This window comes from Nocardia sp. NPDC055050 (assembly GCF_053608345.1).
In genome coordinates this window covers 1-25263 of record NZ_JBSGVG010000011.1, presented here as the reverse complement: position 1 = coordinate 25263, position 25263 = coordinate 1, and the positions used below count along the sequence as shown (strand labels likewise).

Genomic DNA, 25263 nt, shown 5'->3' with positions numbered 1-25263 from the left:
CTACGGAGGTGTCATCGACGGTGCCCGCTCGACGATTCGCCCGGCGATGGGCCGCGCACCTGGCTGCGGTGAACATCCCGGTACGCGGCGAAGACGAGCTCGTCGACGTCCTCGAAGATCTCCTGGCCCGAGTGCTGGTCGCGCTGGCCAACCCCGCGTGGGATCCCGCCGTCGGCGAAAACCTCGGGATCGCCGTCGCCGATCTCGGTTTCCGCTCCCCCGCTGTCATCGATGCCTCGCTGCCGACCCTGCGTGAGGTCTGCCGGCACGCCGGAGCGCCACCCGAGGTTCTGACGAGCCTGGCCTCGCGGTTCGGCCTCGGCGTCGGGCGCAGTCTCACCTCCGAGTCGGTGACCGCGCACGCCGCCGACGGCTTCGAGATCGCGTTCCGCCACGCGTCGGTGGCCATGTCCATCGGCGACGCCCGAGGCCGCATCATCGACGCCAATCCGGCCTTCGAACGCCTGGTGGGGTACTCGCTCGACCAGCTACGGGGACTCGACGGCTTCGACCTGGCCGGCGACACCGCCGACGTCGAGCGCCGGCGCATCTTCGCCGAACTCGCCGGCAACGACTCGGGGGCCGTGCGGTTCGAAAGCGAACAGCCTCGCCCGGACGGAACTACCAGGTGGGTCGGCTGGACGATCACCCAGTGTGTCTCGGCCGACGGCGAACGGGCTTATCTGCTCGGCTTCGGCCAGGACCTCACCGAACAGCACACCGCCGCGCAACGGCTGCACTGGCAGGCCCACCACGACCCGCTCACCGGCCTGACCAACCGGCGCGGCCTGCACACCGAGCTGCACTCGCTCGTCGGCGACGCCCACCCCGGACAGTGCGCGGCGGTGTGCGCACTCGACGTCGACGGGTTCAAAGCGGTCAACGACACCTACGGACATGCCGTGGGCGATCAGATCCTCGTCGAGCTCGCCGAACGCCTGCGGCGATGCTTGAGCACCGATGAGGAACTGCTCGCTCGCCTCGGCGGGGACGAGTTCATCGTGGTACTCCCCCCGTCCGCGGTCGACCGAGCGCGCAAGACCATCGATCTGCTCCACGCCGCGGTGATCGATCCGTTCGCCCTGCCCGACGGGCCGATATCGGTATCGGTCAGCATCGGCGCGGTGGTGACGCCTCTGACCGGTAGACGCGTTTCCGAACTGCTCGCCGAGGCCGACGACTGCCTCTACCAGGCCAAAGCGCTGGGCAAGAATCGGTGGATTCTGCGCGAGCGGTGAGTCAGCGGGCGATTCCGTCGAACATCAGCCGCTGTATCGCGATACTGAGCTCTCGTTGCTGTTCGGGCGGCCCACTGTCGTCCGCGCTGCCCCGTTCCCCGGCATCTCTGGCGCACGCGATGACCCCGGCCAGCAGCATGCCCATCACAGCCTGCGCCGTGTGGTCGACATCGAGATCGGCGCGCAGGTACCCGCGTTCGATCCCGTGTTCGAGATAGCCGGCCGTGAGCGCGTTGGCGGAGTCGAGCACGCTGAACATTCGTTTGTTCAGCTCGGCGTCGACACCGACCGTCCCGGTGAACAGGAACCGGGGAATGCGCGGGTCGGAGTACAGGATGCCGGTCAGTCCGTCGGCGATGCGGCCGACCTGGGCGCGGTAGTCGTCGAGGGTTTCCGCGGCGGCGGGGGCGTTGTCGGTCGCCAGGGCTTCCAGCACGCGACCGAACAGGTCGTCCACGACGTGGTCGATGATGTCGCGCTTGTTCTGGAAATACCGGTAGAAGGTGCCGTGGCCGATCCCCAGCCGCGTGGCGATGTCGGCGATCGAGGTGTCGTGGTAGCCGCTCGTCGCGAAACAGTCGAAGGCGGCGTCGATGATGTCGCGGCGTGTTTCCTCGCGCATGCGTTCCGCTCGCTGAGCGCGTCTGTCTCCGAGTGCCTCTGGTCCGACCACGCCTGTGATGATAGCCTCCGTCAAAGTTGAGTGACACTTCATTCCGTAAGTAGAATGATGTGTCAGTCCAGGCATGGAGACAGAACAAGGGAGTTCGTCATGCGTGACCCGAAGATCGTCATCATCGGCGCCGGCGTCGCCGGGATCACCGCCGGCGTGATCTTCAAGCAGGCCGGCTTCGAGAACTTCGTGATCGTGGAGAAGGGCTCCGATGTCGGCGGGGTCTGGCATTGGAACCGCTACCCCGGACTGACCTGCGATGTTCCGTCGCAGATCTATCAGTTCGGCTTCGCACCCAAACCCGACTGGTCACAGATCTGGGCCACCGGTGGCGAGATCCAGCGCTACCACCGCGATGTGGTCGAGCAGTTCGGTCTGACCGATCATCTCGCACTGAACAGTGAGGTCACCGAGGCCGTTCACGGCGCCGACGGGTGGACCGTCACCCTCGCGGGCGGCCGAGAGATCACGGCGGACTTCGTCATCGCCGCCACCGGCGTGCTGCACCACCCCTTCACCCCCGATATCCCGGGAATCGACCGGTTCACCGGTGCGGTGGTCCATACCGCCCGGTGGGACGACGCGATCGAGACCGCAGGCAAGCGCATCGCGGTGATCGGCAGCGGGTCCACCGGCGTTCAGGTGGTCTCCGCGCTGCAACCGCGAGCCGCGAAGTTGACCCAGTTCGCCCGCACACCCCAATGGGTGCTCTGGGCTCCGATGGGTCTGCCCCAGCCGCGACTGCTGGCCGAGCTGCTCGCCGCCGCGCCCGCCGCGCACCAGCGCCTCTACTCCACGCTGTTGTGGAGCTCGGGCATCCTCGCCGATATCGCGTTGAAACCGACATGGCGACGCCGCGCCGCGCAGCAGTTCGCCCGGTGGTCGCTGACCACCCAGGTGCGCGATCCACAGCTACGAGCGGCGTTGACTCCCGACTACGAGCCGTTCTGCAAACGGCAGGTCCTCTCCGGCACCTATCACCGCGCGATCGGCGCCGGCAACGCGGCGTTGGTGACCGACGCGATCAGCGAGATCACCGAAACCGGAATCCGCACCGCCGACGGCACCCACCACGACCTCGACGTGATCGTCTTCGCGACCGGCTTCCACCCACACAACTACATGCGCCCGATGAACCTGCGTGGCCGCGACGGACTGAGCATCGACGAGGCCTGGGCGAAGGGGCCACGCGCCTACCGGATGACCGCGATCCCCGGTTTCCCGAACTTGTTCACCGTGCTCGGCCCGAACTCGCCCACCGGATCGATCTCGCTGCAGTACTCCGCGGAACTGACTGCCCGCTACATCACGCAGTGGCTGAAACGCTTCCGCGACAACGAGTTCGACACCGTGGAGGTGACCGAGGAGGCCACCGTCCGGTTCAACGACTCCGTCGCCGACGCCATGGGCCCGACCGTGTGGAACACCGGTTGCAACTCCTGGTACTTCACCGAGGAAAACACCATCGACCTGTGGCCTTTCGACCGCAAGACGATGACCACCCTGCTCACCGAACCCGACGACCGCGACTACCTGATCGCTCACCAGGATGGAACTCTGTCATGACGACACGACACGTCGACGTACTGATCATCGGCGCCGGCCTCTCCGGCATCGGCACTGCCTGTCAGCTCGTTCGCGAGCGGACCGGCCGCAGCTTCGCGATCATCGAACGTCGCGACAACGTCGGCGGTACCTGGGATCTGTTCAAGTATCCGGGCATCCGGTCCGACTCGGACATGCTGACCTTCGGTTTCGGGTTCCGCCCGTGGATCGGCACCAAGATCCTGGCCGACGGGCCGAGCATCCGGAACTACATCGAAGACACCGCCCGCGAATACGGCGTGCTGGAACATATCCACTTCGGCCGCAGAGGAATTCGCGCCTCCTTCGACAGCACCACCGGACTGTGGACGGGCGAAGTCCGCAACGAGCGCACCGGCGAGATCGAGATCTGGTCGGCGAACTTCCTGGTCGGCGCCACCGGCTACTACGACTACGACAAGGGCTATCAGCCGGCGTTCCCCGGCGTCGCGGACTTCACCGGCCAGATCGTGCACCCGCAGCATTGGCCCGAGGACCTCGACTACCAGGGCAAGAAGGTGGTGGTGATCGGTTCGGGTGCCACCGCGATCACCCTGATCCCCGCGATGGCCGACGCCGTCGAGCACATCACCATGCTGCAGCGCTCGCCCACCTACATCCAGACGCTGCCCTCGAATGATCCCGTCGCGATCACGATGCGCAAAGCCCGTGTGCCGGAGAAGATCGCCTATCGGATCGGCCGTGCCCGCAATATCGCGTTGCAGCGCGCCAGTTTCCAGCTCTCGCGCACCAATCCCGAGCTGGCGAAGAAGGTGTTCTTGAACCAGGTCAGACTGCAAGTGGGCGACAAGATCGACATGCGGCACTTCACGCCCGGTTACAACCCGTGGGATCAGCGTCTGTGCGTGGTGCCCAACGGTGACCTGTTCAAGGCGCTGAAAAGCGGCAAGGCCGATATCGTCACCGACCGCATCGCGAAGTTCACCGAGAAGGGCGTGCTGACCGAGTCGGGCCAGGAGCTCGAGGCCGACATCATCGTCACCGCCACCGGCCTGAACGTGCAGATCGTCGGCGGCGCCGAACTCGTAGTGGACGGCGTACCGGTGGACCCCCACGGTTCGGTGCTCTACAAGGGTGTCCTGATCTCCGGGGTCCCCAATGCCATGATCATTCTCGGCTACACCAACGCGTCGTGGACGCTCAAGGCCGACCTCGCCGCCACCTATTTCTGCCGGGTCCTCAACACCATGCGCGACAGCGGATTCTCCCGGTTCTCGGTGCGAGCGGGTGCCGACGACATCGCCGAAGAGTCCGTGATGGGTGGTGACCTGACCTCCGGCTACATCCAGCGCGGCGACGGTGTCATGCCGCGACAGGGGCGGCGCTCTCCCTGGAAGGTGGTCAACAACTACTACCGCGATCGCGCCCTACTCGGCAAAGGCGAACTCCTAGACGGCGTACTGACGTTCGACCGGATCGCCGCACCCCACGGCACGGGGTTGATCCGATGATGTCGTGCCGGCGCACAAGGTTTTATCAGCCCCTCCCGGAATCGACCGTCAGCAGAGCCGCCGCCGGGGAAATTCTGCGAATCAGACCGATGACCGCACGGATCGCCCCGGGAATCACGGTGCGGGCCGACGCGTATCGCGTGTTGTACCGTTCCACCGACCTTGCCGGAAAGCCGATCACGGTCTCGGGAGCAATTCTGATTCCTCGCGATATCTCGGGACCGCTGCCACTGGTCGGGTTCGCTCCGGGCACGCAGGGAATGGCACGTTCGGCAGCGGTGTCGCGGCTACTCGAACGCGGGCTGGAATACGAAGGAGTGTTCATCGCCGCCGCGTTGGCCCGCGGCTGGGTGGTGGCGGTCACGGACTACCCCGGGCTGGGAACCGAGGGAACTCATCCCTATGTGATCGGTCCGGCCAACAGCCGCGCCTTGCTCGACGTCATGCGTGCCGCGCGGTACCTGCTCACCACCCGATCGACGCAGATCAGCCAGTACGGGATCTACGGCTACTCCGAGGGCGGCAACACCGCCGCCTGGGCCGCGCAGATCCAGTCGCTCTACGCTCCGGATCTGCCGTTGGCCGGTGTCGCTGTCGGCGCGCCACCCGCCGACCTCGCCGAAATGGGTGCGAGCCTCGATCGCACCGCGGGCTTGTTCTTGCTGGTGTACTCGGCGATGGGGCTGGAAGCCAGTTTCGACGACCTGGATCTGCGCCGAAATCTCAACGCCGCGGGCAAGTTCACGCTGCCGGTGATTCGTCGACTGCATCCGCTGGCGCTCGCCGCGGTCGGGTTCGTCATCCCGAAGTCGCGGACCGTCTATCTCCGCACCGACCCGTTCGAGGATCCGGTGTGGCTCGAGCGAATGCGTGAGGTCAGCCTCGGATACCTACCGCCGACAGCGCCGGTGCTCGTCGGGCACGGCCCCCGCGACCGGGTGGTTCCCTACCGACAGACCGAGCTGCTCACCCAGCGGTGGCGCGAACTCGGTGTCGAGGTCAGCGAACATCGGATCCGATTCGGTGGCCACTTCACCGCGGCACCGCAATTCGCCCGGGCCGGATTCGCGTTCCTCGCCGACTGCTTCGCCGAGCAGGACCGGACGGCGACCCCGACCGCCTCCTGAGCGATTCCGCCGGAGTCCGCCGGACGTCGCGGCGCAGTACTGCCGGTGCCGACCGACACCCGCGCCACCCGGATCGCCGAGATCGTCACCGAGCTCGCCGGTGACGCCGCGAAGCAACGCATTCACCTCTGGCACAACGGAAATGCAGCGCCGGATGGCGGATTTCCTCGCCGACGACGGGGCGGGTGCGGTGCTGCCCGATATGGCCGTCATCGGGGATCGTCCTAAGGGAAGGTTAGGAACCGCCCGTGCCGCTTCCTTTCGGCATGTGAGCGCCGACACAGTGGTCTCCGACGGCGCAATGCCGCGCCGATAGAGGAGGGTCCAAGGTGACAACGACACAGGCCGGTGGTGAACGGCGAGTCGTGGCGAACGTGCTGCGCGGCTCGATCGGCAACCTCGTCGAGTGGTACGACTGGTACGTCTACGCCGCGTTCAGCGTGTACTTCGCGAAGGCGTTCTTCCCGGACGGCGACCCCACGGCGCAACTGCTGTCGACGGCGGCGGTATTCGCGGTCGGGTTCATCATGCGCCCGATCGGCGGCTGGGCGCTCGGGCGCTACGCCGACCGGTTCGGCCGGCGCGCCGCCCTCACTCTGTCGGTGACGGTGATGGCCGCGGGTTCGCTGATGATCGCGGTGACGCCCGGATTCCAGACCATCGGTATCGCGGCGCCGGTGTTGCTGCTCATGGCGCGACTGCTGCAAGGTCTGTCGGTCGGCGGTGAATACGCCACCAGCGCAACGTATCTGTCCGAGGTCGCGTCCCCGGGCCGGCGCGGGTTCTACTCGAGCTTCCAGTACGTGACACTGGTCGCGGGCCAGCTCGTCGCCCTGGGCGTGCAGATCATCCTGCAGCAGATGCTCTCGTCCGAGCAGATGTACAGCTGGGGCTGGCGCATCCCGTTCCTGATCGGTTCCGGTGGCGCGATCGTGGTGATGCTGCTGCGACGCGGCATGGACGAGTCGGACTCGTTCAAGGCGATGGAGAAGACGGCCGAGACCGGCAAGGCGGCCGCGAGCAGCTCGCGCGGTTCGCTGCGGGTCCTGCTGCAGTACCCCCGCGAATGCCTGCTGGTAGTCGGCCTGACGCTGGGCGGCACGGTGGCGTTCTACACCTACACGACCTACATGCAGAAGTTCATGATCAATACCTCGGGCATCTCCAAGGACACCGTGGCCTGGATCAACTTCGTCGCGCTCCTGGTCTTCGTGGTGCTCCAGCCGATCGCGGGCGGTCTGTCCGACCGGATCGGCCGCCGCAAACTGCTCATCTTCTTCGGTGTCGCCGGCACGGTGCTGACGGTGCCGATCATGACGGCGCTCGCGCACACCTCCAACCCACTCGCGGCCTTCGGCCTGATGATGACCGCGCTGGTGATCGTCACCGGCTACACCTCGATCAATTCGATCGTGAAGGCCGAGCTGTTCCCCACCAAGATCCGCGCGCTCGGCGTCGGGCTGCCGTACGCGCTGACCGTCGCGATCTTCGGTGGTACCGCGGAGATGATCGCGCTGGCGTTGAAGAAGGCAGGCCTCGAGTCGCTCTACTTCTTCTACGTCGCCGGATGTATCGCGATCTCGCTGATCACCTACTACTTCATGCGGGAAACGTCGGCCGAGTCGACCATCGACGCCGACGACGTCGTCGATGCCGATGCGGTCGAGCCGGAACGGGCGATGGCCGCCGTGCGTGGCTGACCGTCCGGAACACGCGCCGGTCCTGCCGCTATGGGAGGATCGGCGCGTGCGGCTTGCGGTGGTCGAGGACGACGACGGGGTGGGCGACGCCCTGGTAGAGGCGCTCACCGCGCGCGGCTACCGGGCCGAGCGCATGCGCCGTGGCGCCGACCTGCTCATCGCCCACCGCGATTTCGACGCCGTGCTCCTCGACCTCGGGCTGCCCGATGCCGACGGGTTGCAGGTCCTGCGTCAGCTGCGTGAGGTCAGCACGATCCCGGTATTGATCCTGACCGCCCGCAGCGACGAACGCTCCATCGTGCGCGGCTTGCGTGGCGGAGCGGACGACTACGTGGTCAAGCCCCCGCGGATCGCCGAACTGATGGCGCGGCTCGAGACCGTACTGCGCCGGGCCGCGGCCGTCGCCACGCGGGCCAGGACCGAAGTCGTCACCGGTGATGTCCGGGTGGATCTGCATGCGCGGGTCGTCGAGGTGGCCGGTGCTCCGATCGCGCTCACCCAGAAGGAATTCGAGCTCGTCGAGGTTCTGGTGGAACGGCCGGGCGCCGCGGTGAGCAGGCAGCAGCTGATGGACCGCATCTGGGGCGATGCGTTCGTCGCGGTCTCGCGCTCGCTCGATGTCCACATGACCGGGCTGCGCGCCAAACTGAACCGGCCCGGGCTGATCACCACCATTCGCGGCTACGGGTATCGGTGGGGCGAGTGAGTGCCCGAGGACCGGCATGCGCCGCAGACTGCTGATCGCGCTCACCGTCTTCGCGGCGCTCGCGGTGCTGGCGTTCGCGATTCCGCTGTCGCTGACCGCCGCCACCAGCCGAACCCAGGAGCTGGTGCTCGGCCGATCCGGTGACGCCGACCGCTTCGCGACCCTCGCCGACGCGGCGGGGTCGGCGGGCGGGGTGCAGGCACTCGCCGACGAGGTCGGCCGCTATCACGAGCTGTACGGGGAGAACGTGCTGGTCGTGGATGCTCGCGGGGCACCGATCGTCAACGCCGGGGTCGAGGTGAGCGATGTGCGGATCCGGGCCGCGGTGGCCGCGGCTCGCCGCAACCAGCGACCGCAGCAGGTGGATCGGCTGACGCCGTGGAGCGCCCCGGTCATGCTCATCGCCCGGCCCGTCGGCACCGGTGTGCAGGTCAACGGGGCCGTCGTGATCGAGGCGTCGACCGCCGCGGCGCGCGCGACGATCGCCCGGGTGTGGGCGGTGATCGCGGTGGGCGCGCTCGGCGCGATGGTGGTCTTCGTGCTGTTGGCACTGGTCCTGAGCCGATGGGTGCTGCGCCCGCTGGCCGCGATGTCGGACGCGGTCGCCGAACTCACCGCGACACTGCCGAAACCACGCGGCCGCGCCCCGATCACCAGAAATTACGGTGGCCCACCGGAGGTCCGTGATCTCGCCGAATCCGTCGACGCCATGGCCACCGCCGTCGCCGATTCCGCCGACGCGCAACACCAGCTCGTCGCCGATACCGCGCATGCCATGCGAAACCCGCTCGCCGCCTTGATGATTCGTCTCGACTCGCTGGAGTACGCCGTCCCCGGCCAGGCGTCGGCGACTTTCCGCGGTGCGACCGCGGAAGTGGAACGGCTGACCGCGCTCCTCGACGATCTGCTGGAGCTGGCCGTGGCACAAGCACCCGCGTCCTTCGGCACTGCGGCATCCACCGACGAGCGGTGCGATCCGGCACAGGTCGTGGCCGACCGAATCGACGCATGGGGGTCGGCGTTCGACGACGCGGGGATGCGGTTGACCACGGCACGCCGACCCGACGGATCGGTCAGCCCTGCGCCGCCGGACGGCGGTGAGGATTCCGGCAGCCACAGCGCGGCGGCGATCAGCTCGGCGGCGCTGGCCCAGATTCTCGATGTGGCACTGAGCAATTCGTGCCGGTACGCGGGATCCGGCGCGCACACGGTCGTCGGGGTGAGCGACGAACCGGGCTGGGTGAGGGTCCAGGTCGCCGACGACGGGCCGGGCGTCGCGCCGGACGAACTCGACAAACTCACGGCGCGGTTCTTCCGCGGTTCCGCCGCGGCCGCGGGCGGAACGGGGCTGGGGCTGTCGATCGCGCAGGCACTGGCCACGGCGTGGGGCGCGAGGTTGACGGTCGAGGCGGTGCACCCGCACGGGCTCGCCGTGACGGTCCGGATACCCGAGGTGGCGCGATGAGTGGTGGATCGCCGATGTCACGTCGCCGAATGTTGGCCTTGGCCGCACTTGTGTCGGCGGGCGTGGCCGGGTGCGGCACGAACGACCGGACAACGGTGCGGCTGGCCTCGGGCGAGGACGGGGGCTTCTACTACGCCTTCGGGCGACTGCTGGCCGCCGCGGCCGCTGACGACACCGACACTCTCCGCATCGAACCGGTGGAAACCGCTGGGTCGCAACAGAATCTGCGGATGGTCGCCGACGGCGACGTCGACACCGCACTGGCGCTGGCGGACTCGGCGAGCGATTTCGGCGGGCGTGTGGTGGCGCTCGGTCGCGTCTACGAGAACTATCTCCAGCTGGCGGTCCGCACCGGCGATCCGATCAACGAGGTCGCCGACCTGCGCGAACGCCGAGTCAATCTCGGTGCCGCGGGCTCGGGCGCCGCGGTCACCGGTCAGCGACTGCTGACCACCGCCGGGCTGGATCCGAGCGTCGACGTCGTGGTCGAGCATCGACCGCTGCGCGAAGCCGCGCAACGATTGACCGACGGCGACATCGACGCGTTGCTGTGGGCCGGTGGGGTGCCCACCGCCGCACTCGCCGTGCCCGATCCCCTGCGCCTGATCGACCTCGGCGCCCTCGCCGCTCCCCTGCGCGAGCGATACGGCCCCGTCTACGACCGGGTCGCCATTCCCGCCGACGCCTATCCGGGTAGCCCGGCGGTGCACACGATCGGCGTCGCCAACCTTCTCCTGGCCGCCGCGACCCTGCCCGACGAGACAGCGGCCGCCATCGTCGACCTGCTCGTCCGCCACGCGGACGCACTCGTCCCCGCCGAGGCCGCGGGCACCCAGTTCCTCGACGGCCGATTCCTGATCGGCACCGGGACGGTCCCGCTGCACCCGGGCGCCGTCGAGGTCTACCGCCGCTGGCACGGCTGAATCCACCCGTCGATAGTAAGGTTTGCCTTGCCTTATTGAGTATGGTCTAGTGATCGCGAACCGATTGCCACGTGCGGAGGAGAATCGTGATCGCGAACCAGGATCGACCCGACCGTGCCCTCACCCGGCGCCGATTCTTTGCGGTAGCGGGGGCGGTCGGGGTGAGCGCGAGTCTTGCGGCCTGCGGGGGGAACGCCGACAACGGACGCGACAGCACCGGGAGCTGGCAGTTTCCCGATGGCCGTGGCGGCACCGTGCGCACGGAGGGGACGCCGCGCCGGGTGGTCGCGTTCACCGGCTCGGCGGGCGCGCTGGTCGACTACGGGGTACGCGAGTCCATCGTGGGCATTTTCGGCGAGGCACATGCCCGCGACATGCTGGGCGACCTCGATCCGGACTCGGTGACCGTCGTCGGTGACGCCTGGGGGCAGTTCGACATCGAGAAGTACGCCACGCTCGAGCCCGATCTGCTCGTCACCGATTCCTATGTGCCGGGCCGACTCTGGTATGTCCCCGACGACAACCTGTCCAAGATCGAGTCGGCGAACCCGAATGTGGTCGCCGTGCAGATCGCCGGTCAGCGGCTCCCCGACATCATCGCGCGCTATCGCGCCCTGGCCGCGGCGCTCGGCGCCGAGACCGCCACCCCGGCGGTCGCGGCCGCGGAGCAGCGCTTCGCCGCCGCGTCCCAGGCGGTGCGCGACGCCGTGGCGGTGCGCCCCGGCCTGCGCGTGCTCGCCGCCTCGGCAACCCCCGAACTCTTCTACGCCTCCGACCCGCGCGCCTCGGCCGATCTGAGCTACTTCACCGAACTCGGGGTCGAATTCGTCGTTCCCGACCAGGTCGATCCCGGCGGCTACTTCCAATCACTGAGCTGGGAGACGGCCGACCGCTATCGCGCCGACCTGATCCTGCTCGACGACCGAACCTCCGGCCTGCAGCCGGCCGCGCTCGCCGACCGGCCGGTCTGGCGCAGCCTGCCCGCGGTGCTGGCCGGCCAGGTCGCGCCCTGGTCGCCGATCTTCCGCTTCTCCCATGCCGCCACCGCTCCCCTGCTGGAACGCCTGGCGACCACGATCCGGGACGCGCAGCGAGTCCGCTGACCGACCTTTTTGCCGAACCCGCAATTTCGCGTGCCAGATCGTGGTGGCCTCAGCGAAACTGGGCGCGCCTGCTCATCCACCGCAGCGCCTGACGTTTCGCGACGAAGGAAGGTGACCACCGTGCCCAGCACACCGCGTCGCGCCCGCCGCCGAGACACCCCGCCCCCACGGACGGGAAGCGCGGAGATCGAGGTCCTGCGCGGATTCCTCGATTATCTGCGGACTTCGATCGTCGCGAAGGTGGACGGCGCGCCCGAACCTCGAGTACGCACGGCCGCGGTGGCATCGGGCACCAACCTGCTCGGCCTGCTCGAGCACCTCACCTTCGTCGAACGCTCGATGTTCCTCGGGGACACCGTGACCGACTGGCAGGCGACCTTCCACGCCCCGGCGTCTGCCACTGTGACCGACGTCGTCGCCCGCTACCGGGCCGCGGTCGAGCAAGCGAACGAGATACTCGACGGCTGCACCGATCTCGGTGCCCCGCTGCCTCGACCACGACCGGGACGCCGCGCTCCCAGCGTGCGCTGGGCACTCGCCCACATGATCGAGGAAACCGGGCGCCACGCAGGCCACGCCGACATCCTCCGCGAACTGATCGACGGCGCCACCGGCCGCTGATCTCACCCGGACAAGGAACAGATGATCGCCACCTCCCGACCACACAGCGTCGGTCGATCCGCCTGCGCGGCAGCGGCTTTCGCGCTCGCATTCCTGCTCACGATGTGTGCCGCAGCCTGTTCCCCGGCCGCCTCCGACATCGCACCCCACGCCGCCGCGACGGCGGGCGACCCCGTGTTCGACAAGACATTCCGGCACGAGTTCGCCGACATCGACGGTGTCCGGATGCACTACGTGACCGGCGGCAGCGGCACACCGGTGGTGCTGATCCACGGTTGGCCACAGACCTGGTACGGCTGGTGGCCGATCATGCCCGCCCTCGCCGAGAACCACACCGTCTACGCCGTCGACCTGCCCGGACTCGGTGACAGCACCGGTTCACCGACCACCTACGACAAGGCCACGCTGGCGCGGTATGTGCACACCCTCATCGCCGACCGGCTCGGCGTGCGGGATGCGCGCGTGGTCGGACACGACTTCGGCGCCGCCGTCGCCTTCGCGTACGCCGCCCAGTTCCCCGCCGATACCGACCGCCTCGGCTACCTCGATCTCCCGCTGCCCGGGCCCGCGATCGACGCACCGACCTACCGCACACTGAGCTGGCACATCGCGTTGCACTCCCAGCGGCGAGTACCCGAAGCTGTTGTCGGCGACAACGTTCGCGAGTACCTGGCGCTGTTCTACCCGCAGGTCTCCTTCGGCGGCACGGCGTTCGGCGGCACCTCGGATCGGTCCCCGTTCACCGACGCCGAGGTCGACGAGTTCGCCCGCACCTACCGCAAGCCCGAGGCTCTCGCGGGCGGCTTCGAGCTCTACCGCGCCCTCGACCAGGACGTCCGCGACACTGTGGCGACCGCGCCGACTCCAGTCCCGACTCTGCTCATGACCGCCGAGGGGCAGCTCGAGGCGATCCGCGCCACCGTTTCCCCGCGCCTGAGCAACATCGTGCGGGCGGTCGACGTGCCGCACGCCGGACATTGGCTCGTCGAGGAGAACCCTCGATTCGTCACCGAGGAACTCCAGCGCTTCCTCGCCTGACGCTGCCGCGCCGACACTGTCGCCTCGATATGCCATCATGAACTGTAACGAGTTCTAGAAATGCCCGAGGAGGCCACCGTGGGTGCTGCGCGATCGGTGCGGACAGGGCCGTTCGTCGTGCCCGCCGTGGACGAGATCCCCGGTGGGCGGATGCTCGACCTTCCCGGACGTGGCCGGACCTATGTCGTCGACCTCCCCGGACCACCCGGCGCACCGGTGCTGATCCTGCTGCACGGCACCGCGTGCACGGCGGCACTGAACTGGTTTCCCGCGTTGGAGTCGCTGAGCGCCCACTATCGCGTGGTGCTGTTCGATCAGCGCTGGCACGGGCGCGGGATCCAGTCGGCCCAGTTCCGGATCGACGACTGCGCCGACGATGTGGTCGCGGTCGCCGACGCGCTGGGTCTGGATCGCTTTGTCTGCGTCGGCTATTCGCTCGGCGGTATCGTCTCGCTGCTCACGGCACGCCGGTACCCGGACCGGGTGGCGGGACTGGTCCTGTGCGCGACTCCGTATCGCTTCCAGGAGAAGTGGCGCGAGCGAGCGTTCCATCGCGGTTTCGCTTCCGTCGCCGAGGCACTGGGCGACTATCCGTATCGCCGCGCCCGGCGCTTCACGCGGACCCTGCCGGATCTGCCGCCCGCCTTGGTGCCGGGGCAGCTCCGCCGCTGGGCGGTGGCCGAATTCCGCAGTACGAGTGGCTGGGCGCTAGCCCCCGTGCTGGCCGAGATCGGGACCTTCGACGCCACCGAGTGGCTACCCGAGCTGCGGATGCCGACCGCGGTGGTCATCACGACCAGAGACCGGGCGATCCCGGTGTACCGCCAGATCGAACTCGCGGCCGCCGTCCCGGGGTCGAGTATTCATCCGCTCGCGGCGGGTCACGCGGCGTGCGCCGTCGCGCCGGACCGGTTCGTCGCGGCGCTGACCGACGCGTGCCGGGCAGTGGCGGCACGGCTGTAGGTGACGACCCTGTTCGACGCCGGTGGCGAACAGGGCGATCGGCCCGAGCGGGTGATCAGCCCTTGGCTCGCGCCGCGGCGAGCAGGTCTTCGATCACGGCGGGCACGGCTTCGGCCAGTGCGTCGACATCGGGAACCAGGTCGCGGCAGGCGATGAAGCCGAAATCGAGATCGCCGCAGTTCGACAGCACGGTGACGGTGAGCCCGGCACCGTGGAAGACCGGACCGAACGGAAACATCCCGTCCACCCGGACGCCGAGGAAGTACAGCGGCATCGGCGGGCCCGGCACATTCGAGACCACCAGGTTGTGCACCACCGGGTGCCGTTCGGCCAGCTTCAGCGACGAGTACACGCGCGAGGCGAGCCGAAACGTGTTGGGCGGGGCGTACTTCGACCAGTCCTGCAGGAAGTCGGCGCCGATCATGTCGTGTTCGGCCTTGGCTTCGCGGTTCGCGACGGCCAGCACCCGCAGCCGCTCGACCGGATCGGCGACATCGGTGCCGAGGCGGCAGAACAGCGTCGAGACCTTGTTGATCCCCTCGGTGTGCCGGGTGGATTCGTGCACCGAGACCGGCACCGACGCGATCAGGGAGCGATCGGGCAGCTCGCCTCGTTCTTCCAGGTAGCGGCGCAGCACGCCGCCGACGACGGCCAGCACCACATCGTTGACCTTCACCCCGAACGCGGCCTTGATCTCCTTGATCGCGCCGAGGTCGGTCTTGGTGAACGAGACCGACCGCGCCGCGGTGACGGCCTGGTTGAACGGGGTGCGTGGCGCGGAGAACGGAAGTTCCATCCCCGCTTGATTGTTGCGGCGCCGCCGGGCGAAGCCCGCGACCATCCCGAGGGTCTTGGGGACCATGCCGAGCATGCCGGCCCTGGCGGGCAAGCGGACCGCGGCCCGCGCCGCCAGTTCCAGATCGCCGGGCACCGGTTCCGGTTGCCACGGCTCGGGTTCCGGGCGGCTGGTCCCCGGCTCCAGATCGCACAGGTGCATCATCATGTTCGTGCCGGTGATGCCGTCGACGGCCGAGTGATGGTACTTGCAGACGACGGCCACCTTGCCGTCGTCGAGACCCTCCACCACCGACATCTCCCACAGCGGCCGATTCCGGTCCATCGGGCGACTGGCGATGGCGCCGATCAGCGCGGCCAGACCGCCCGTCTCCGGCAATTCCACGCGCCGGATGTGGTTGTCGATGTCGAAGTCGGCGTCGTCGACCCACAGCGGATGATCGAGGTTGAACGGCACCGAGTGGATTCGGCGGCGCATATGCGGGATGAGGGGCAACCGCTTGCGGAGCTCGTCGCGGAGATTGCCGAAGGAGTAGGGCCCGTCGGCCGGGTCGAGGATCAACAGTGCGCAGACGTGGAGATGCTGGGTGTCGGTCTCCAGATAGAGGAAACTGGCATCCAGTCCGGTGAGTTGTTCCATAGCAGAAGCCTACTAGAACACGTTCTAGTTTTGCCGTCACCCGTGCCGAATTTTGACGACGATCACAAGTGGTACGCCGGTGCAGACAACACCTCCGACCGGGCTGCATGCCCGGCCGGATGTGTTGTCGCACAGATCAACTCAGCGCGGCGCCATCCGGATGGCGCCGTCGAGGCGAATGGTCTCGCCGTTGAGCATCGGGTTCTCCACGATGTGGCGGGCCAACGCGGCGAACTCGGTGGGCTGCCCCAGGCGCGAGGGGTGCGGCACCTGCGCGCCGAGGGACTGCAGCGCCTCCTCGGGCAGCGTCTCGAACAGCGGCGTGCGGAACAGGCCGGGCGCGATCGTGACGACGCGGATCTTGAAGCTCGCCAGGTCACGCGCGATCGGCAGGGTCAGGCCGACGATGCCGCCCTTGGACGCGGCGTAGGCGGCCTGGCCGATCTGTCCGTCGTAGGCGGCGACGGAGGCGGTGTTGATGATGACGCCGCGCTCCTCACCGACCGGGTCGGTGCCCGACATGCGCTCGGCGGCCAGCCGGATCACGTTGAACGTGCCGACGAGGTTGACGTTGATCACCTTGGTGAAATCGGCGAGCGGGAACGCGCCCTTCTTGCCGACCGTCTTGATCGCGTTGCCGATACCGGCGCAGTTCACGGCGATCCGCAGCGGCGCCAGCGACTCGGCGACGTCGAGGGCCGCGGCTACCGCCGATTCGTCGGTCACGTCCGCGGCCGCGAACGCCGCGCCCTCGCCCAGTTCCTTGGCGATGGCCGCACCGTTGGACGAGGGGAGGTCGACGATGACGACCTTGGCGCCCTTGGCGTGCAGTTCCTGCACGGTCGCCAAGCCGAGACCCGACGCACCGCCGGTGACGATCGCGGACGAGTTGACGAAATCCATACTGTTTCTCCTGTTTTCGGTGAGGTCTCACTGAATATTGACACACTTCGCCAAAACTGTTTGGCTTTCGCGGTGACCCAGCCAGCTCCCCGCCGCCCCGGCCGCCCCTCCGTGCTGGACACCAGGGCCGTGTCGGTCGGCGCACTGCGCTTGTGGACCGACCGCGGTTTCGCCACCACCAGCTGGAGCGATCTCGCCGAGGCCACCGGAATCAGCACGCGCACCCTGCTGCGACACTTCTCGTCCCGAGCCGAGATCGCCTGGATCGGGGTCGCGCCCGCGACGGAGCGGCTACGAGACGCGCTCGCCGGCGCCGCACCCGAGGAGCCGCCCGCGGTGGTCGTGCGGTCCGCGATCGTCGAGTCGGTGTCGCGCGATCCGCAGATCCAGGAGCTGGCGCCGGACTGGCTGCGGCTGATCTCCTCCGAACCCGAGCTGGCCGCGACCGCTCCCCGGATCTACCGCCCGTGGATCGATACGCTGTCGGACTACCTCGCCGGTCGACTGCCCGGCTCCCCCGCTCCCATCTGCCGGGCCATCGCCACCGCGTACCAGTCCGCCACCTTCGCCGCGCTGATCGAGTGGGCCGAGTCCGGCGCGCAGGGCGACTGCGCGGATTCGGTCGACCGGATGCTGCGCTGGATGGATCCGCACCTGCCGGGCTCCGCGCCGGACCGAGCGCCACTCGATCGCGGCTAGGCTCGCACGCGCCGCCGCGATCGGGCCTCGCCGGTCTCCGGCGCGAACGAGGTGAGGCCGACCTCCCGGTATCGCCCGGCCAGGCGTTCGTACTTGCGCCGATTGCGGGCCATCGGGGAGTCGGTGACCGCGGCCGGGAGCCGGGTGTAGGCGACGCGCAGGACGGTCGTGAGGATTCGGAAGTGCCGGTCGTGGCGAGCGGTCCAGGTGATCGGCATCTTGGCGCGCACCTCGGGGTGCATGATCCCGCAGCCGAGAACCATCGCGATATAGCCGAACGTGGGCGCGCTCACCCACCAGAACGGGGCGGTGACGGCGGGCAGGAAGTCCGGGCGCGGTGCACGGCGAACCGTTGTGGTAGCCGCTTCCAGCGCCGGGGTCGCGCGCAGTTCGGTGATCATCTGGTCGTAGTGGACGGCCAGGTCCGCGTAGTTCGCGATCGGCTGCGAGTTACCCGGCAGGTGCAGGCCGCGCGTTTTGGTGCGGTAGTGGTCCCAGATGGCCTGGTCGGCGGCCGGCGACGGGGTGTCGCCGGTCAATGCGAGGTAGGCGCCGCGCTGGACGAAGAAAGTCGAGTAGAGGATCCAGTTCCAGGCGTGCGGGTTGAGCGCCGAATAGCGTTCACCGTCCGGGCCGACGCCTTTGACGTCGCGATGCAGGACCATGAGCCGCTGCGACTCGGCGTCCCGGTCAGCGTCTTCGCCGTGATAGATCAGCTGGTCGGCCGCCGCGGTGCGCACTGCCCGCGCCCACGGCTGATATCGCGCCCGGCCGGTGGCCTCGAGCGCGGCCGAGACGGGGGGCAGCATCGGCTGGTCGAACAGGCCGACCCCGAACAAACCGAACAGCACCGAGCCGCCGACACGTTCGAATCGTGCGACGGCGCTGTGGGATTCGCGCGAGGACGCCGGGCTGACGTCGGCCGAGCGGGTTTCCTGATGTGGCACAGGACAGGTCATCGGTGAACTCCTTTGTTCCGCCGACAGTTCTGGTGCAGGACGACACCATAAACTAGTCTGGTGTCAGAGTGCACCAGAATTGAGGGAGGGTCAAGAGTTCCGGGTGGACTATTCTGGCGCCCGAGGAAGAGGAAGGGCGGCCATGCGCAACGACACCGACGACGCGGCGACATCACGCGTCTACGGCGGTGTAGCCGCGGACGAACGCCGATCCCGCCGTCGCGGCGCGCTGTTCGACGCCGCGCTCGACCTGCTCGCCGAGGGCGGAGCTCCGGCGGTCACCAAACGGGCCGTCTGCGTGCGAGCCCGGCTCAACGATCGCTACTTCTACGAGCAGTTCGCCGACCGCGACGCCCTGCTCACCGCGCTGGTCGAGGAGCACACCGCCCTCGGCATCGCCGCGGTGGTCACCGCCACCCACGACGCCGACGCCGACGTCCACAGCCAGGTGCGCGCGGCGGCGGACGCCGCGCTGGGCTTCCTGCTCGCCGACACCCGCCGATCGGCCCTGCTGCTCAACGCGCAGAGCACCGAGGCACTGCAGGCCGCGCGACTGACCACCCAGCACGCGATCGCGCGCGCGATGTCGGCGGTGGGTCGCGAGATCCTCGCCGAACCCGCCGATCCGCTCGACGCCGACATGACCGCCTACAGCGTGGTCAGCGGCGCACTGGAGCTGGTCGCGGCCTGGATGCGCGGCGAATTCGACACCACCCGGGAACATCTCACCGACCTCATCGCCCGGCTGCTGCTCAGCTCCGACAGCACGCAGCACGTCACCGCGACGAAGTCGGCGCAATAGCGCGAGCCGCCCAGGCACGAAAAGTCTCCCACTCCCCGGTCGTCCAGTGGTGTCGCCGGAGCTCGGCGTGGGACGCTCAGAGATCGAGACTGTCGATCGAGGAGGCCACCGCCCGATGCGGGGAATCAACCACATCGTTCTGTTCGTCGCGGATCTGCCGCGCAGCATCGCGTTCTACGAGGACGTGCTCGGATTCGAGCGGCTCGCCGAAGGATTCCCCGGCGGCGCGTTTCTGCGTCACCCCGGCTCGGCCAACGATCACGACCTCGGCCTCTTCCAGGCCAGGATGCCCACGGCGGGCCCGGCGGGCTCGGTCGGGCTCTATCACGTCGCCTGGGAAGTGGACACGTTGTCCGAGCTCGTCGCCGTCCGGGACCGCTTGACGGCGGCTCGCGCACTGACCGGTGCCGGCGATCACGGGTCGACCAAGGCGCTCTACGCCCGCGACCCCGACGGCATCGAGTTCGAGGTGTGCTGGCTGGTGCCCGATGAGCAGGTGGAGGACGCGCTCGCTCCCGGCACCTCACTGACCGCGCCACTCGACATCGACGCCCAGATCCGGCGGTACGGCGCGACCACCACCGGCGGCCCACGCACCGATCCCCAGGTATGGGCGCGCGTGGCGGCACGTCGGGCGGCGACGTCGTAACCCGCGCCGGTGTCGGCTAGCGGTTACCAGCTGATATCGGCCGTCGACTCGAGCGGGCTGCGCTGGGCCACCGACTCCTGGGTCACGAAAGTGTCGGCGATGTGGAGCGCGGCCGGGAATCGGCAGTGCGCTCGCTGTTCGATCTCGGCCACGGCGACCTGGAAAACGCGGAACTCGTCGAGGGCGAGCGCTTCGAGTTCGTCGAGGTGCTGGGTCAGCAGAAACGCCTTGCACCGCAGTCGGTTTCCCTCGGCGAAGCAGATCACCTTCCAGTACTCCCGCGGCAGGGCCACCCCACGATGCACCTGGTCGTCCGCGCGGAAGGCGGGCCCGCCGAGCACGCTCACCCTCAGGTTGTCGACCTCGACGTCGGCGAAGACCGCGTCTTCGAGTTGGCCCCACACCCCGGCGCGACTGCTCTGGTTGAAGTCGTCCATCTGCGGGGTGATGTTGGTGTAGAAGAACGAGTCGACATTGGCCTGCTCGGCTTCGGCCTCACTGCCCCACAGCAGATCCGCGCGCCGCGCCAGGTGGCCGCGATCGAGCCGATTCTGTCGGTAGAGTTCGTTTCCCACCTGTGCCTCGGCCGGGACGCGTGGGTCTTTCACGAAGTCGATGCCGGTGCGGGAAAGTTTGCGCATCGCGGCGCCGTCGATGTTCCAGGCCACCCAGAACGCGAACCGCCGTGGCCTGCTCAGCGCCAACGAGAAGTGGGTGTAGCTGATCACGTCGGAGCCGTCGAGGCGAACCGCATCGCCGCGCACGGCCGCATCCAGTTCCGGAACCTCGACCCGCGACCCGAGAAAGTCCGGGTCGTACCCGGCCCGCGGCGCGTCGCTCTCGAATCCGGTTGTCGACGGAGAATCCACGTGGACGGTCATCGCAGGCCCCTTCCCGAAGGGTGGACAAGGTGTGTCGGCAGTTGCGTACACACGATCGTCGTCGCCACCGCAGCCATCCTCACGAGTAGTCGACTACCCGTTGTCCGCGCCCGCGGGCGAGGAGAGGTCCGCTCCCCTAGCGCGGGTTCGGGGTCCCGTCGCCGGTCACGGCGAAGGTGGCCCACGCACGGACGACCACGGTGCCCGCGGCGTCGGCGCCGCACAGGCTCACATCGACCCGGGATTCGCCGTCCTGCACGTAGCTCTGGGTCACCCGCCCCGAACACGACATGACATCGCCGGGCGGCAGTGGTCGCACCGACCTGGTGCGGAAGCGGCGGATCGCCTCGGCCCCGAGCCAGTCGGTGGCGTAGGTCGCCAGCAGCGCCGCCGCCTGCGGTGACACCTGCTCGCCCGCGAAGGCTTCCGCCGCCGCCCACGACTCGGCGACCAGACCGCCCGTGCGGTCGAAGTATCGGGTGAGCGACTCCGCGGCGCCGACGGCGGGTTGGCCGGGGGCGCCCGCGCGGATCGCGGTCAGCTGGTCACCCGCGCGCGGCGGCGGACCGAAGAACCGGTGATCGGTTTCGACTCGCTCCCCTGCGATGGATCCGTCGGCGGGCAGGAAGGTCGGCGGCACCACGGGCCGATCGGCGAGCCGGTAGGCCGGATTGTCCGAGCGCGCCGCCTGTGCGAACAGCCGGATGGCATCGGTGTCCAGTACCACCGCGACGTTACCCATGATTCACTCCTGCTCGTCGAAACCGATGCCCGTCACGGTAGGGCGGTCCGCCTCCTGTGATCGGTTCCTCTCCCGGTCATCGGGACAGCGGCCGACCGGGACGAAAACATGTCCGCTGACCGGGAACACCACGACCCGCCGACCCCCGCGCGGCGCGACCATCGGCGCAGCTCATCCCCACTCCGTCCGAACATGGAGGTTTCGATGCCGGAGAACTCGCCGAACGGCCGATCGCAGGACACCACCGCCGACTACCGGCAGATCGAGGCCGCCGCGGCGCCGACTCGGTTCGCCCGCGGCTGGCACTGCCTCGGCCTGCTCTCGTCGTTCCGCGACGGCAACCCGCACGAGGTGAAGGCCTTCGGCACCATGCTCGTGGTGTTCCAGTCCGAATCCGACGGCGCGTTGCACGTGCTCGACGGCTACTGCCGCCACATGGGCGGCAACCTCGCGCGCGGCACCATCAAGGGCGACTCGATCGCCTGCCCGTTCCACGACTGGCGCTGGGGCGGCAACGGCAAGTGCACGGCCATTCCGTACGCGCGCCGGGTACCGCCGCTGGCCAAGACCCGCACCTGGCCGACGCTGGAGCGCAACGGCCAGCTCTACGTCTGGCACGACCCGCAAGGCAGCAAGCCCACCGATGACGTGACCATTCCCGAGATCGAGGGGTACGGCACGCCGGAGTGGACCGACCTGACCTGGAATTCGATTCTGATCGAGGGCTCGCACTGCCGCGAGATCGTCGACAATGTCGTCGACATGGCGCACTTCTTCTACGTGCACTACTCGTTCCCGCGCTACTTCAAGAACGTCTTCGAGGGCCACGTCGCCACCCAGTACATGCGCTCGACCCCGCGCCACGACGTCACTGTCGGCACCAGCTACGACGACCCGGATTCCGCGCTGCGCTCGGACGCTTCGTATTTCGGTCCGTCGTACATGCTCGATTGGCTGTGGAGCGAATCGAACGGGATGACAATCGAGACGGTGCTCGTCAACTGCCACTACCCGGTCGACGAGAACTCGTTCGTGCTGCAGTACGGCGCGATGGTCAAGAAGCCCGAGGGCATGTCCGACGAGGACGCCAACGCGATGGCGGCACAGTTCGCGCAGGGCGTGGAGTACGGCTTCGAGCAGGACGTCGAGATCTGGAAGAACAAGGCGCCCATCGACAATCCGCTGCTCTCGGAGGAAGACGGCCCGGTGTATCAGCTGCGCCGTTGGTACAAGCAGTTCTATGTCGACGTCGACGACGTCACCGAGGACATGACCAAGCGGTTCGAGTTCGAGATCGATACCGATCGCGCGGTGACGAGCTGGGAGGCCGAGGTGGCCGACAACATCGCCCGCGGCGCCGTCATCGACACCATGTCCTGATCCGCCACCCCACTACGAACAGAAAGCATCACCGGAGATGACCAGAGTTCTCGACAATATCGCCGCCATCGCAGACCAGCTGCGTGAGCAGGCACCGGAGGCGGAGCGGCTCGGGCAGCTGCCCGATGCCACAGCCCAGCTGCTGAAGACAGCGGGCCCGATCCGCCTGCTGCAGCCGAAGAAGTACAGCGGCTACGAGGCGCACCCGCGCGAGTTCGCCGAGACGGTGATGGCCACCGCCGCGCTCGACCCGGCCAGCGGCTGGATCGCCGGCATCGTCGGCGTGCACCCGTGGCAGCTGGCCTTCGCCGACCCGAAGGTGCAGGACGAGGTGTGGGCCGACGACCACGACACCTGGATGGCCTCGCCCTACGCGCCGACCGGCATCGCCCGTCCGGTCGACGGCGGCTACATCTTCAACGGCCGCTGGCAGTTCAGCTCCGGCACCGACCACTGTGACTGGATCTTCCTGGGCGCCATGCTCGGTGATGCCGAGGGCAAGATGGCGCTGCCGCCGACGATGCTGCACATGATCCTGCCGCGCCAGGATTACCAGATCGTCGAGGACTCCTGGAATGTGGTGGGCCTCAAGGGGACCGGATCCAAGGACATCATCGTCAAGGACGCGTTCGTGCCCGACTACCGGGTGATGAACGGCGACCACGTCATCGACGGCACCGCGCAGAAGGAGTACGGGGTCACCGAGACGCTGTACAAGATGCCGTGGTCGACGATGTTCCCGCTGGGCATCAGCTCCGCGGTGGTCGGCATCGCCGAAGGCGCGCTGGCCGCGCACCTGGACTACCAGCGCGACCGGGTCGGCGCGCAGGGCACCGCGGTCAAAGACGATCCGTACGTGCTGTTCGCCATCGGCGAGGCCGCCGCCGACATCAACGCCGCGCGCCAGGAACTCCTCGCCAACGCCGACAAGATCTTCGACGCCGTCGACGCGGGCAAGGAGATCGGCTTCGCCGAGCGGGCCGCGGTCCGGCGCACCCAGGTCCGCGCGGCCTGGCGCGCGGTCACCGCCGTGGACCAGATCTTCGCCCGCTCCGGCGGCAACGCCATGCGGATCGACAAGCCGCTGCAGCGCTACTGGCGCGACGCGCACGTCGGCCTCGCCCACGCCATCCACGTGCCGAGCACGGTGTATCACGCCTCGGCCGTCAGCTCCCTCGGTCTCGAGCCCGCGGACAACCTGCGCTCGATGATCTGACCCGAACACCACGAAGGACAACGGAAATGACAGACATCAAAGGCCTCGGCTACGTCAAGATCCAGACCGCCGACATGGACCGGTGGCGCAAGTTCGCGTTCGAGGTGCTCGGCTTCGCCCAGGGCAGCGGGCCCGACGAGGACGCGCTGTACCTGCGGATGGACGAGCGCGCGGCGCGGATCACGATCGTGCCGGGCGACAGCGACGCCATCGTCACGATCGGCTGGGAAGTCCGCGACCACGCGGCACTGGTCCGCGTGCAGGAAGCCGTGACGGCGGCCGGGATCGCGGTGAAACCGCTGTCGGTCGAAGAGGCCGACGCGCGCCGGGTCGAGGAGGTCATCACCTTCCAGGACCCGACCGGCGCCACCCTCGAGATCTTCCACGGCGCGGTGCTCGACCACACCCCGGTGATCACCCCCTTCGGCGCGCGATTCGTCACCGGCGCACAGGGTCTGGGCCATGTCGTGCTGCCGACCATGGACCCCAACGGCGCGTTCGGCTTCTACACCGACGTGCTCGGGTTCCTGCCGCGCGGCGCGTTCCGGATCCCGGCGCCGCCGGAGTACGGCCCGATGCGGGTGCGGTTCCTCGGTGTCAACGAACGCCATCACAGCCTGGCGCTGTGCCCTGCCCCGCACGGTGGCGCGCCGGGCCTGGTGCACATCATGGTGGAGGTCGACTCCCTCGATGCCGTCGGCCAGGCCCTCGATCGGGTGACCAAGGACGGCTTCTCGGTGTCCTCGACGCTGGGCAGGCACACCAACGACAAGATGGTGTCGTTCTATGTCCGCGCGCCCGGCGGCTGGGATATCGAGTTCGGTACCGAAGGCATGCGGGTCGACGAGACGTACTACAGCGCCGAGGAGATCACCGCGGACAGCTACTGGGGCCACGACTGGTCCGGAAGTGAGCCGCTCGCGGCGATGTAATTCCGCAGGTAGTCCCACGACGGCCCCTGGCCCGAGCTCCTCGCTCGGGCCA

General features: G+C 68.4%; 24 protein-coding genes. 18 read left to right on the top strand and 6 right to left on the bottom strand.

The window, feature by feature from the left end; genetic code table 11:
- Positions 1–20: 20 nt before the first annotated feature.
- Positions 21–1238 (top strand): diguanylate cyclase domain-containing protein, encoded by a 1218-nt coding sequence (locus ACWGCN_RS13795; protein ID WP_378987603.1) that lies wholly within the window; start codon positions 21–23, stop codon positions 1236–1238.
- Between the two features lies 1 nt (position 1239).
- On the opposite strand, the gene ACWGCN_RS13790 is transcribed toward ACWGCN_RS13795, so the two are convergent.
- The gene (locus ACWGCN_RS13790; RefSeq protein WP_378987606.1) at positions 1240–1860 is read right to left on the bottom strand and encodes a TetR/AcrR family transcriptional regulator; all 621 of its coding nucleotides are present in this window, start codon (positions 1858–1860) and stop codon (positions 1240–1242) included.
- A gap of 150 nt (positions 1861–2010) precedes the next feature.
- Between ACWGCN_RS13790 and ACWGCN_RS13785 the strand changes: the two genes are divergently transcribed.
- The 11 genes from ACWGCN_RS13785 (at position 2011) to ACWGCN_RS13735 (ending at position 14613) form a co-directional block, all read left to right on the top strand.
- On the top strand, positions 2011–3477 hold the full coding sequence (locus ACWGCN_RS13785) for a flavin-containing monooxygenase (protein WP_379316767.1): 1467 nt from the start codon (positions 2011–2013) through the stop codon (positions 3475–3477).
- Positions 3474–4967, top strand: a complete 1494-nt coding sequence (locus ACWGCN_RS13780; RefSeq protein ID WP_452457279.1) for a flavin-containing monooxygenase — start codon at positions 3474–3476, stop codon at positions 4965–4967. The genes ACWGCN_RS13785 and ACWGCN_RS13780 overlap by 4 nt, the downstream gene beginning before the upstream one ends.
- Positions 4968–5056: 89 nt before the next feature.
- On the top strand, positions 5057–6094 hold the full coding sequence (locus ACWGCN_RS13775) for a lipase family protein (protein ID WP_452457280.1): 1038 nt from the start codon (positions 5057–5059) through the stop codon (positions 6092–6094).
- A gap of 329 nt (positions 6095–6423) precedes the next feature.
- Positions 6424–7794 (top strand): MFS transporter, encoded by a 1371-nt coding sequence (locus ACWGCN_RS13770; protein WP_378987618.1) that lies wholly within the window; start codon positions 6424–6426, stop codon positions 7792–7794.
- Between the two features lie 46 nt (positions 7795–7840).
- Positions 7841–8500, top strand: a complete 660-nt coding sequence (locus tag ACWGCN_RS13765; protein ID WP_378987621.1) for a response regulator transcription factor — start codon at positions 7841–7843, stop codon at positions 8498–8500.
- Between the two features lie 16 nt (positions 8501–8516).
- Positions 8517–9965, top strand: a complete 1449-nt coding sequence (locus ACWGCN_RS13760) for a sensor histidine kinase (protein WP_452449064.1) — start codon at positions 8517–8519, stop codon at positions 9963–9965.
- Positions 9962–10888: a TAXI family TRAP transporter solute-binding subunit gene (locus tag ACWGCN_RS13755; protein WP_452457281.1), complete on the top strand. Its 927-nt coding sequence runs from the start codon at positions 9962–9964 to the stop codon at positions 10886–10888. The genes ACWGCN_RS13760 and ACWGCN_RS13755 overlap by 4 nt, the downstream gene beginning before the upstream one ends.
- An 86-nt stretch (positions 10889–10974) precedes the next feature.
- The gene (locus tag ACWGCN_RS13750; RefSeq protein WP_452457282.1) at positions 10975–11991 is read left to right on the top strand and encodes an ABC transporter substrate-binding protein; all 1017 of its coding nucleotides are present in this window, start codon (positions 10975–10977) and stop codon (positions 11989–11991) included.
- A gap of 120 nt (positions 11992–12111) precedes the next feature.
- Entirely contained in the window at positions 12112–12612 is a 501-nt protein-coding gene (locus tag ACWGCN_RS13745; RefSeq protein ID WP_452457283.1) for a DinB family protein, read from the top strand.
- Positions 12613–12633: 21 nt separating this feature from the next.
- Entirely contained in the window at positions 12634–13650 is a 1017-nt protein-coding gene (locus tag ACWGCN_RS13740) for an alpha/beta fold hydrolase (protein WP_452457284.1), read from the top strand.
- 78 nt (positions 13651–13728) lie between these two features.
- Entirely contained in the window at positions 13729–14613 is an 885-nt protein-coding gene (locus tag ACWGCN_RS13735) for an alpha/beta fold hydrolase (protein WP_378987639.1), read from the top strand.
- A 55-nt stretch (positions 14614–14668) separates the two neighbouring features.
- On the opposite strand, the gene ACWGCN_RS13730 is transcribed toward ACWGCN_RS13735, so the two are convergent.
- Positions 14669–16048, bottom strand: a complete 1380-nt coding sequence (locus ACWGCN_RS13730; protein WP_452457285.1) for a WS/DGAT/MGAT family O-acyltransferase — start codon at positions 16046–16048, stop codon at positions 14669–14671.
- Between the two features lie 141 nt (positions 16049–16189).
- The gene (locus ACWGCN_RS13725) at positions 16190–16951 is read right to left on the bottom strand and encodes a 3-hydroxyacyl-CoA dehydrogenase (RefSeq protein WP_378987645.1); all 762 of its coding nucleotides are present in this window, start codon (positions 16949–16951) and stop codon (positions 16190–16192) included.
- Between the two features lie 72 nt (positions 16952–17023).
- On the opposite strand from ACWGCN_RS13725, the gene ACWGCN_RS13720 reads away from it, so the two are divergent.
- Complete coding sequence (locus ACWGCN_RS13720) at positions 17024–17650, top strand: TetR/AcrR family transcriptional regulator (RefSeq protein ID WP_387443532.1); 627 nt, start codon at positions 17024–17026, stop codon at positions 17648–17650.
- On the opposite strand, the gene ACWGCN_RS13715 is transcribed toward ACWGCN_RS13720, so the two are convergent.
- Positions 17647–18609 carry an oxygenase MpaB family protein gene (locus tag ACWGCN_RS13715; protein WP_452457286.1) on the bottom strand — a complete coding sequence of 321 codons (963 nt, stop codon included), beginning with the start codon at positions 18607–18609 and terminating at the stop codon, positions 17647–17649. The two genes, ACWGCN_RS13720 and ACWGCN_RS13715, sit on opposite strands and share 4 nt — an antisense overlap.
- A 142-nt stretch (positions 18610–18751) precedes the next feature.
- Here ACWGCN_RS13715 and ACWGCN_RS13710 point away from each other — a divergent pair, with 142 nt between their 5' ends.
- Positions 18752–19411, top strand: a complete 660-nt coding sequence (locus ACWGCN_RS13710; RefSeq protein WP_452457287.1) for a TetR family transcriptional regulator — start codon at positions 18752–18754, stop codon at positions 19409–19411.
- Between the two features lie 115 nt (positions 19412–19526).
- On the top strand, positions 19527–20060 hold the full coding sequence (locus ACWGCN_RS13705) for a VOC family protein (RefSeq protein ID WP_452457288.1): 534 nt from the start codon (positions 19527–19529) through the stop codon (positions 20058–20060).
- 23 nt (positions 20061–20083) lie between these two features.
- On the opposite strand, the gene ACWGCN_RS13700 is transcribed toward ACWGCN_RS13705, so the two are convergent.
- Together ACWGCN_RS13700 and ACWGCN_RS13695 are read right to left on the bottom strand one after the other, a co-directional pair.
- A complete protein-coding gene (locus tag ACWGCN_RS13700; protein WP_452457289.1) occupies positions 20084–20941 on the bottom strand; it encodes a DNA/RNA non-specific endonuclease in 858 nt (285 codons plus the stop codon).
- 136 nt (positions 20942–21077) lie between these two features.
- Positions 21078–21683 (bottom strand): hypothetical protein, encoded by a 606-nt coding sequence (locus ACWGCN_RS13695; RefSeq protein WP_452457290.1) that lies wholly within the window; start codon positions 21681–21683, stop codon positions 21078–21080.
- Positions 21684–21887: 204 nt separating this feature from the next.
- Between ACWGCN_RS13695 and ACWGCN_RS13690 the strand changes: the two genes are divergently transcribed.
- From ACWGCN_RS13690 to bphC, 3 genes are read left to right on the top strand one after another with little or no spacing between them, the layout of a single operon-like run.
- Positions 21888–23063, top strand: coding sequence for a Rieske 2Fe-2S domain-containing protein (locus ACWGCN_RS13690; protein WP_378627736.1), 1176 nt, complete (start codon positions 21888–21890; stop codon positions 23061–23063).
- Positions 23064–23100: 37 nt separating this feature from the next.
- Positions 23101–24279 carry an acyl-CoA dehydrogenase family protein gene (locus ACWGCN_RS13685; RefSeq protein WP_378987669.1) on the top strand — a complete coding sequence of 393 codons (1179 nt, stop codon included), beginning with the start codon at positions 23101–23103 and terminating at the stop codon, positions 24277–24279.
- A gap of 26 nt (positions 24280–24305) precedes the next feature.
- The gene (bphC, locus tag ACWGCN_RS13680) at positions 24306–25211 is read left to right on the top strand and encodes a biphenyl-2,3-diol 1,2-dioxygenase (RefSeq protein WP_449965217.1); all 906 of its coding nucleotides are present in this window, start codon (positions 24306–24308) and stop codon (positions 25209–25211) included.
- The last annotated feature ends 52 nt before the right edge of the window (positions 25212–25263 follow it).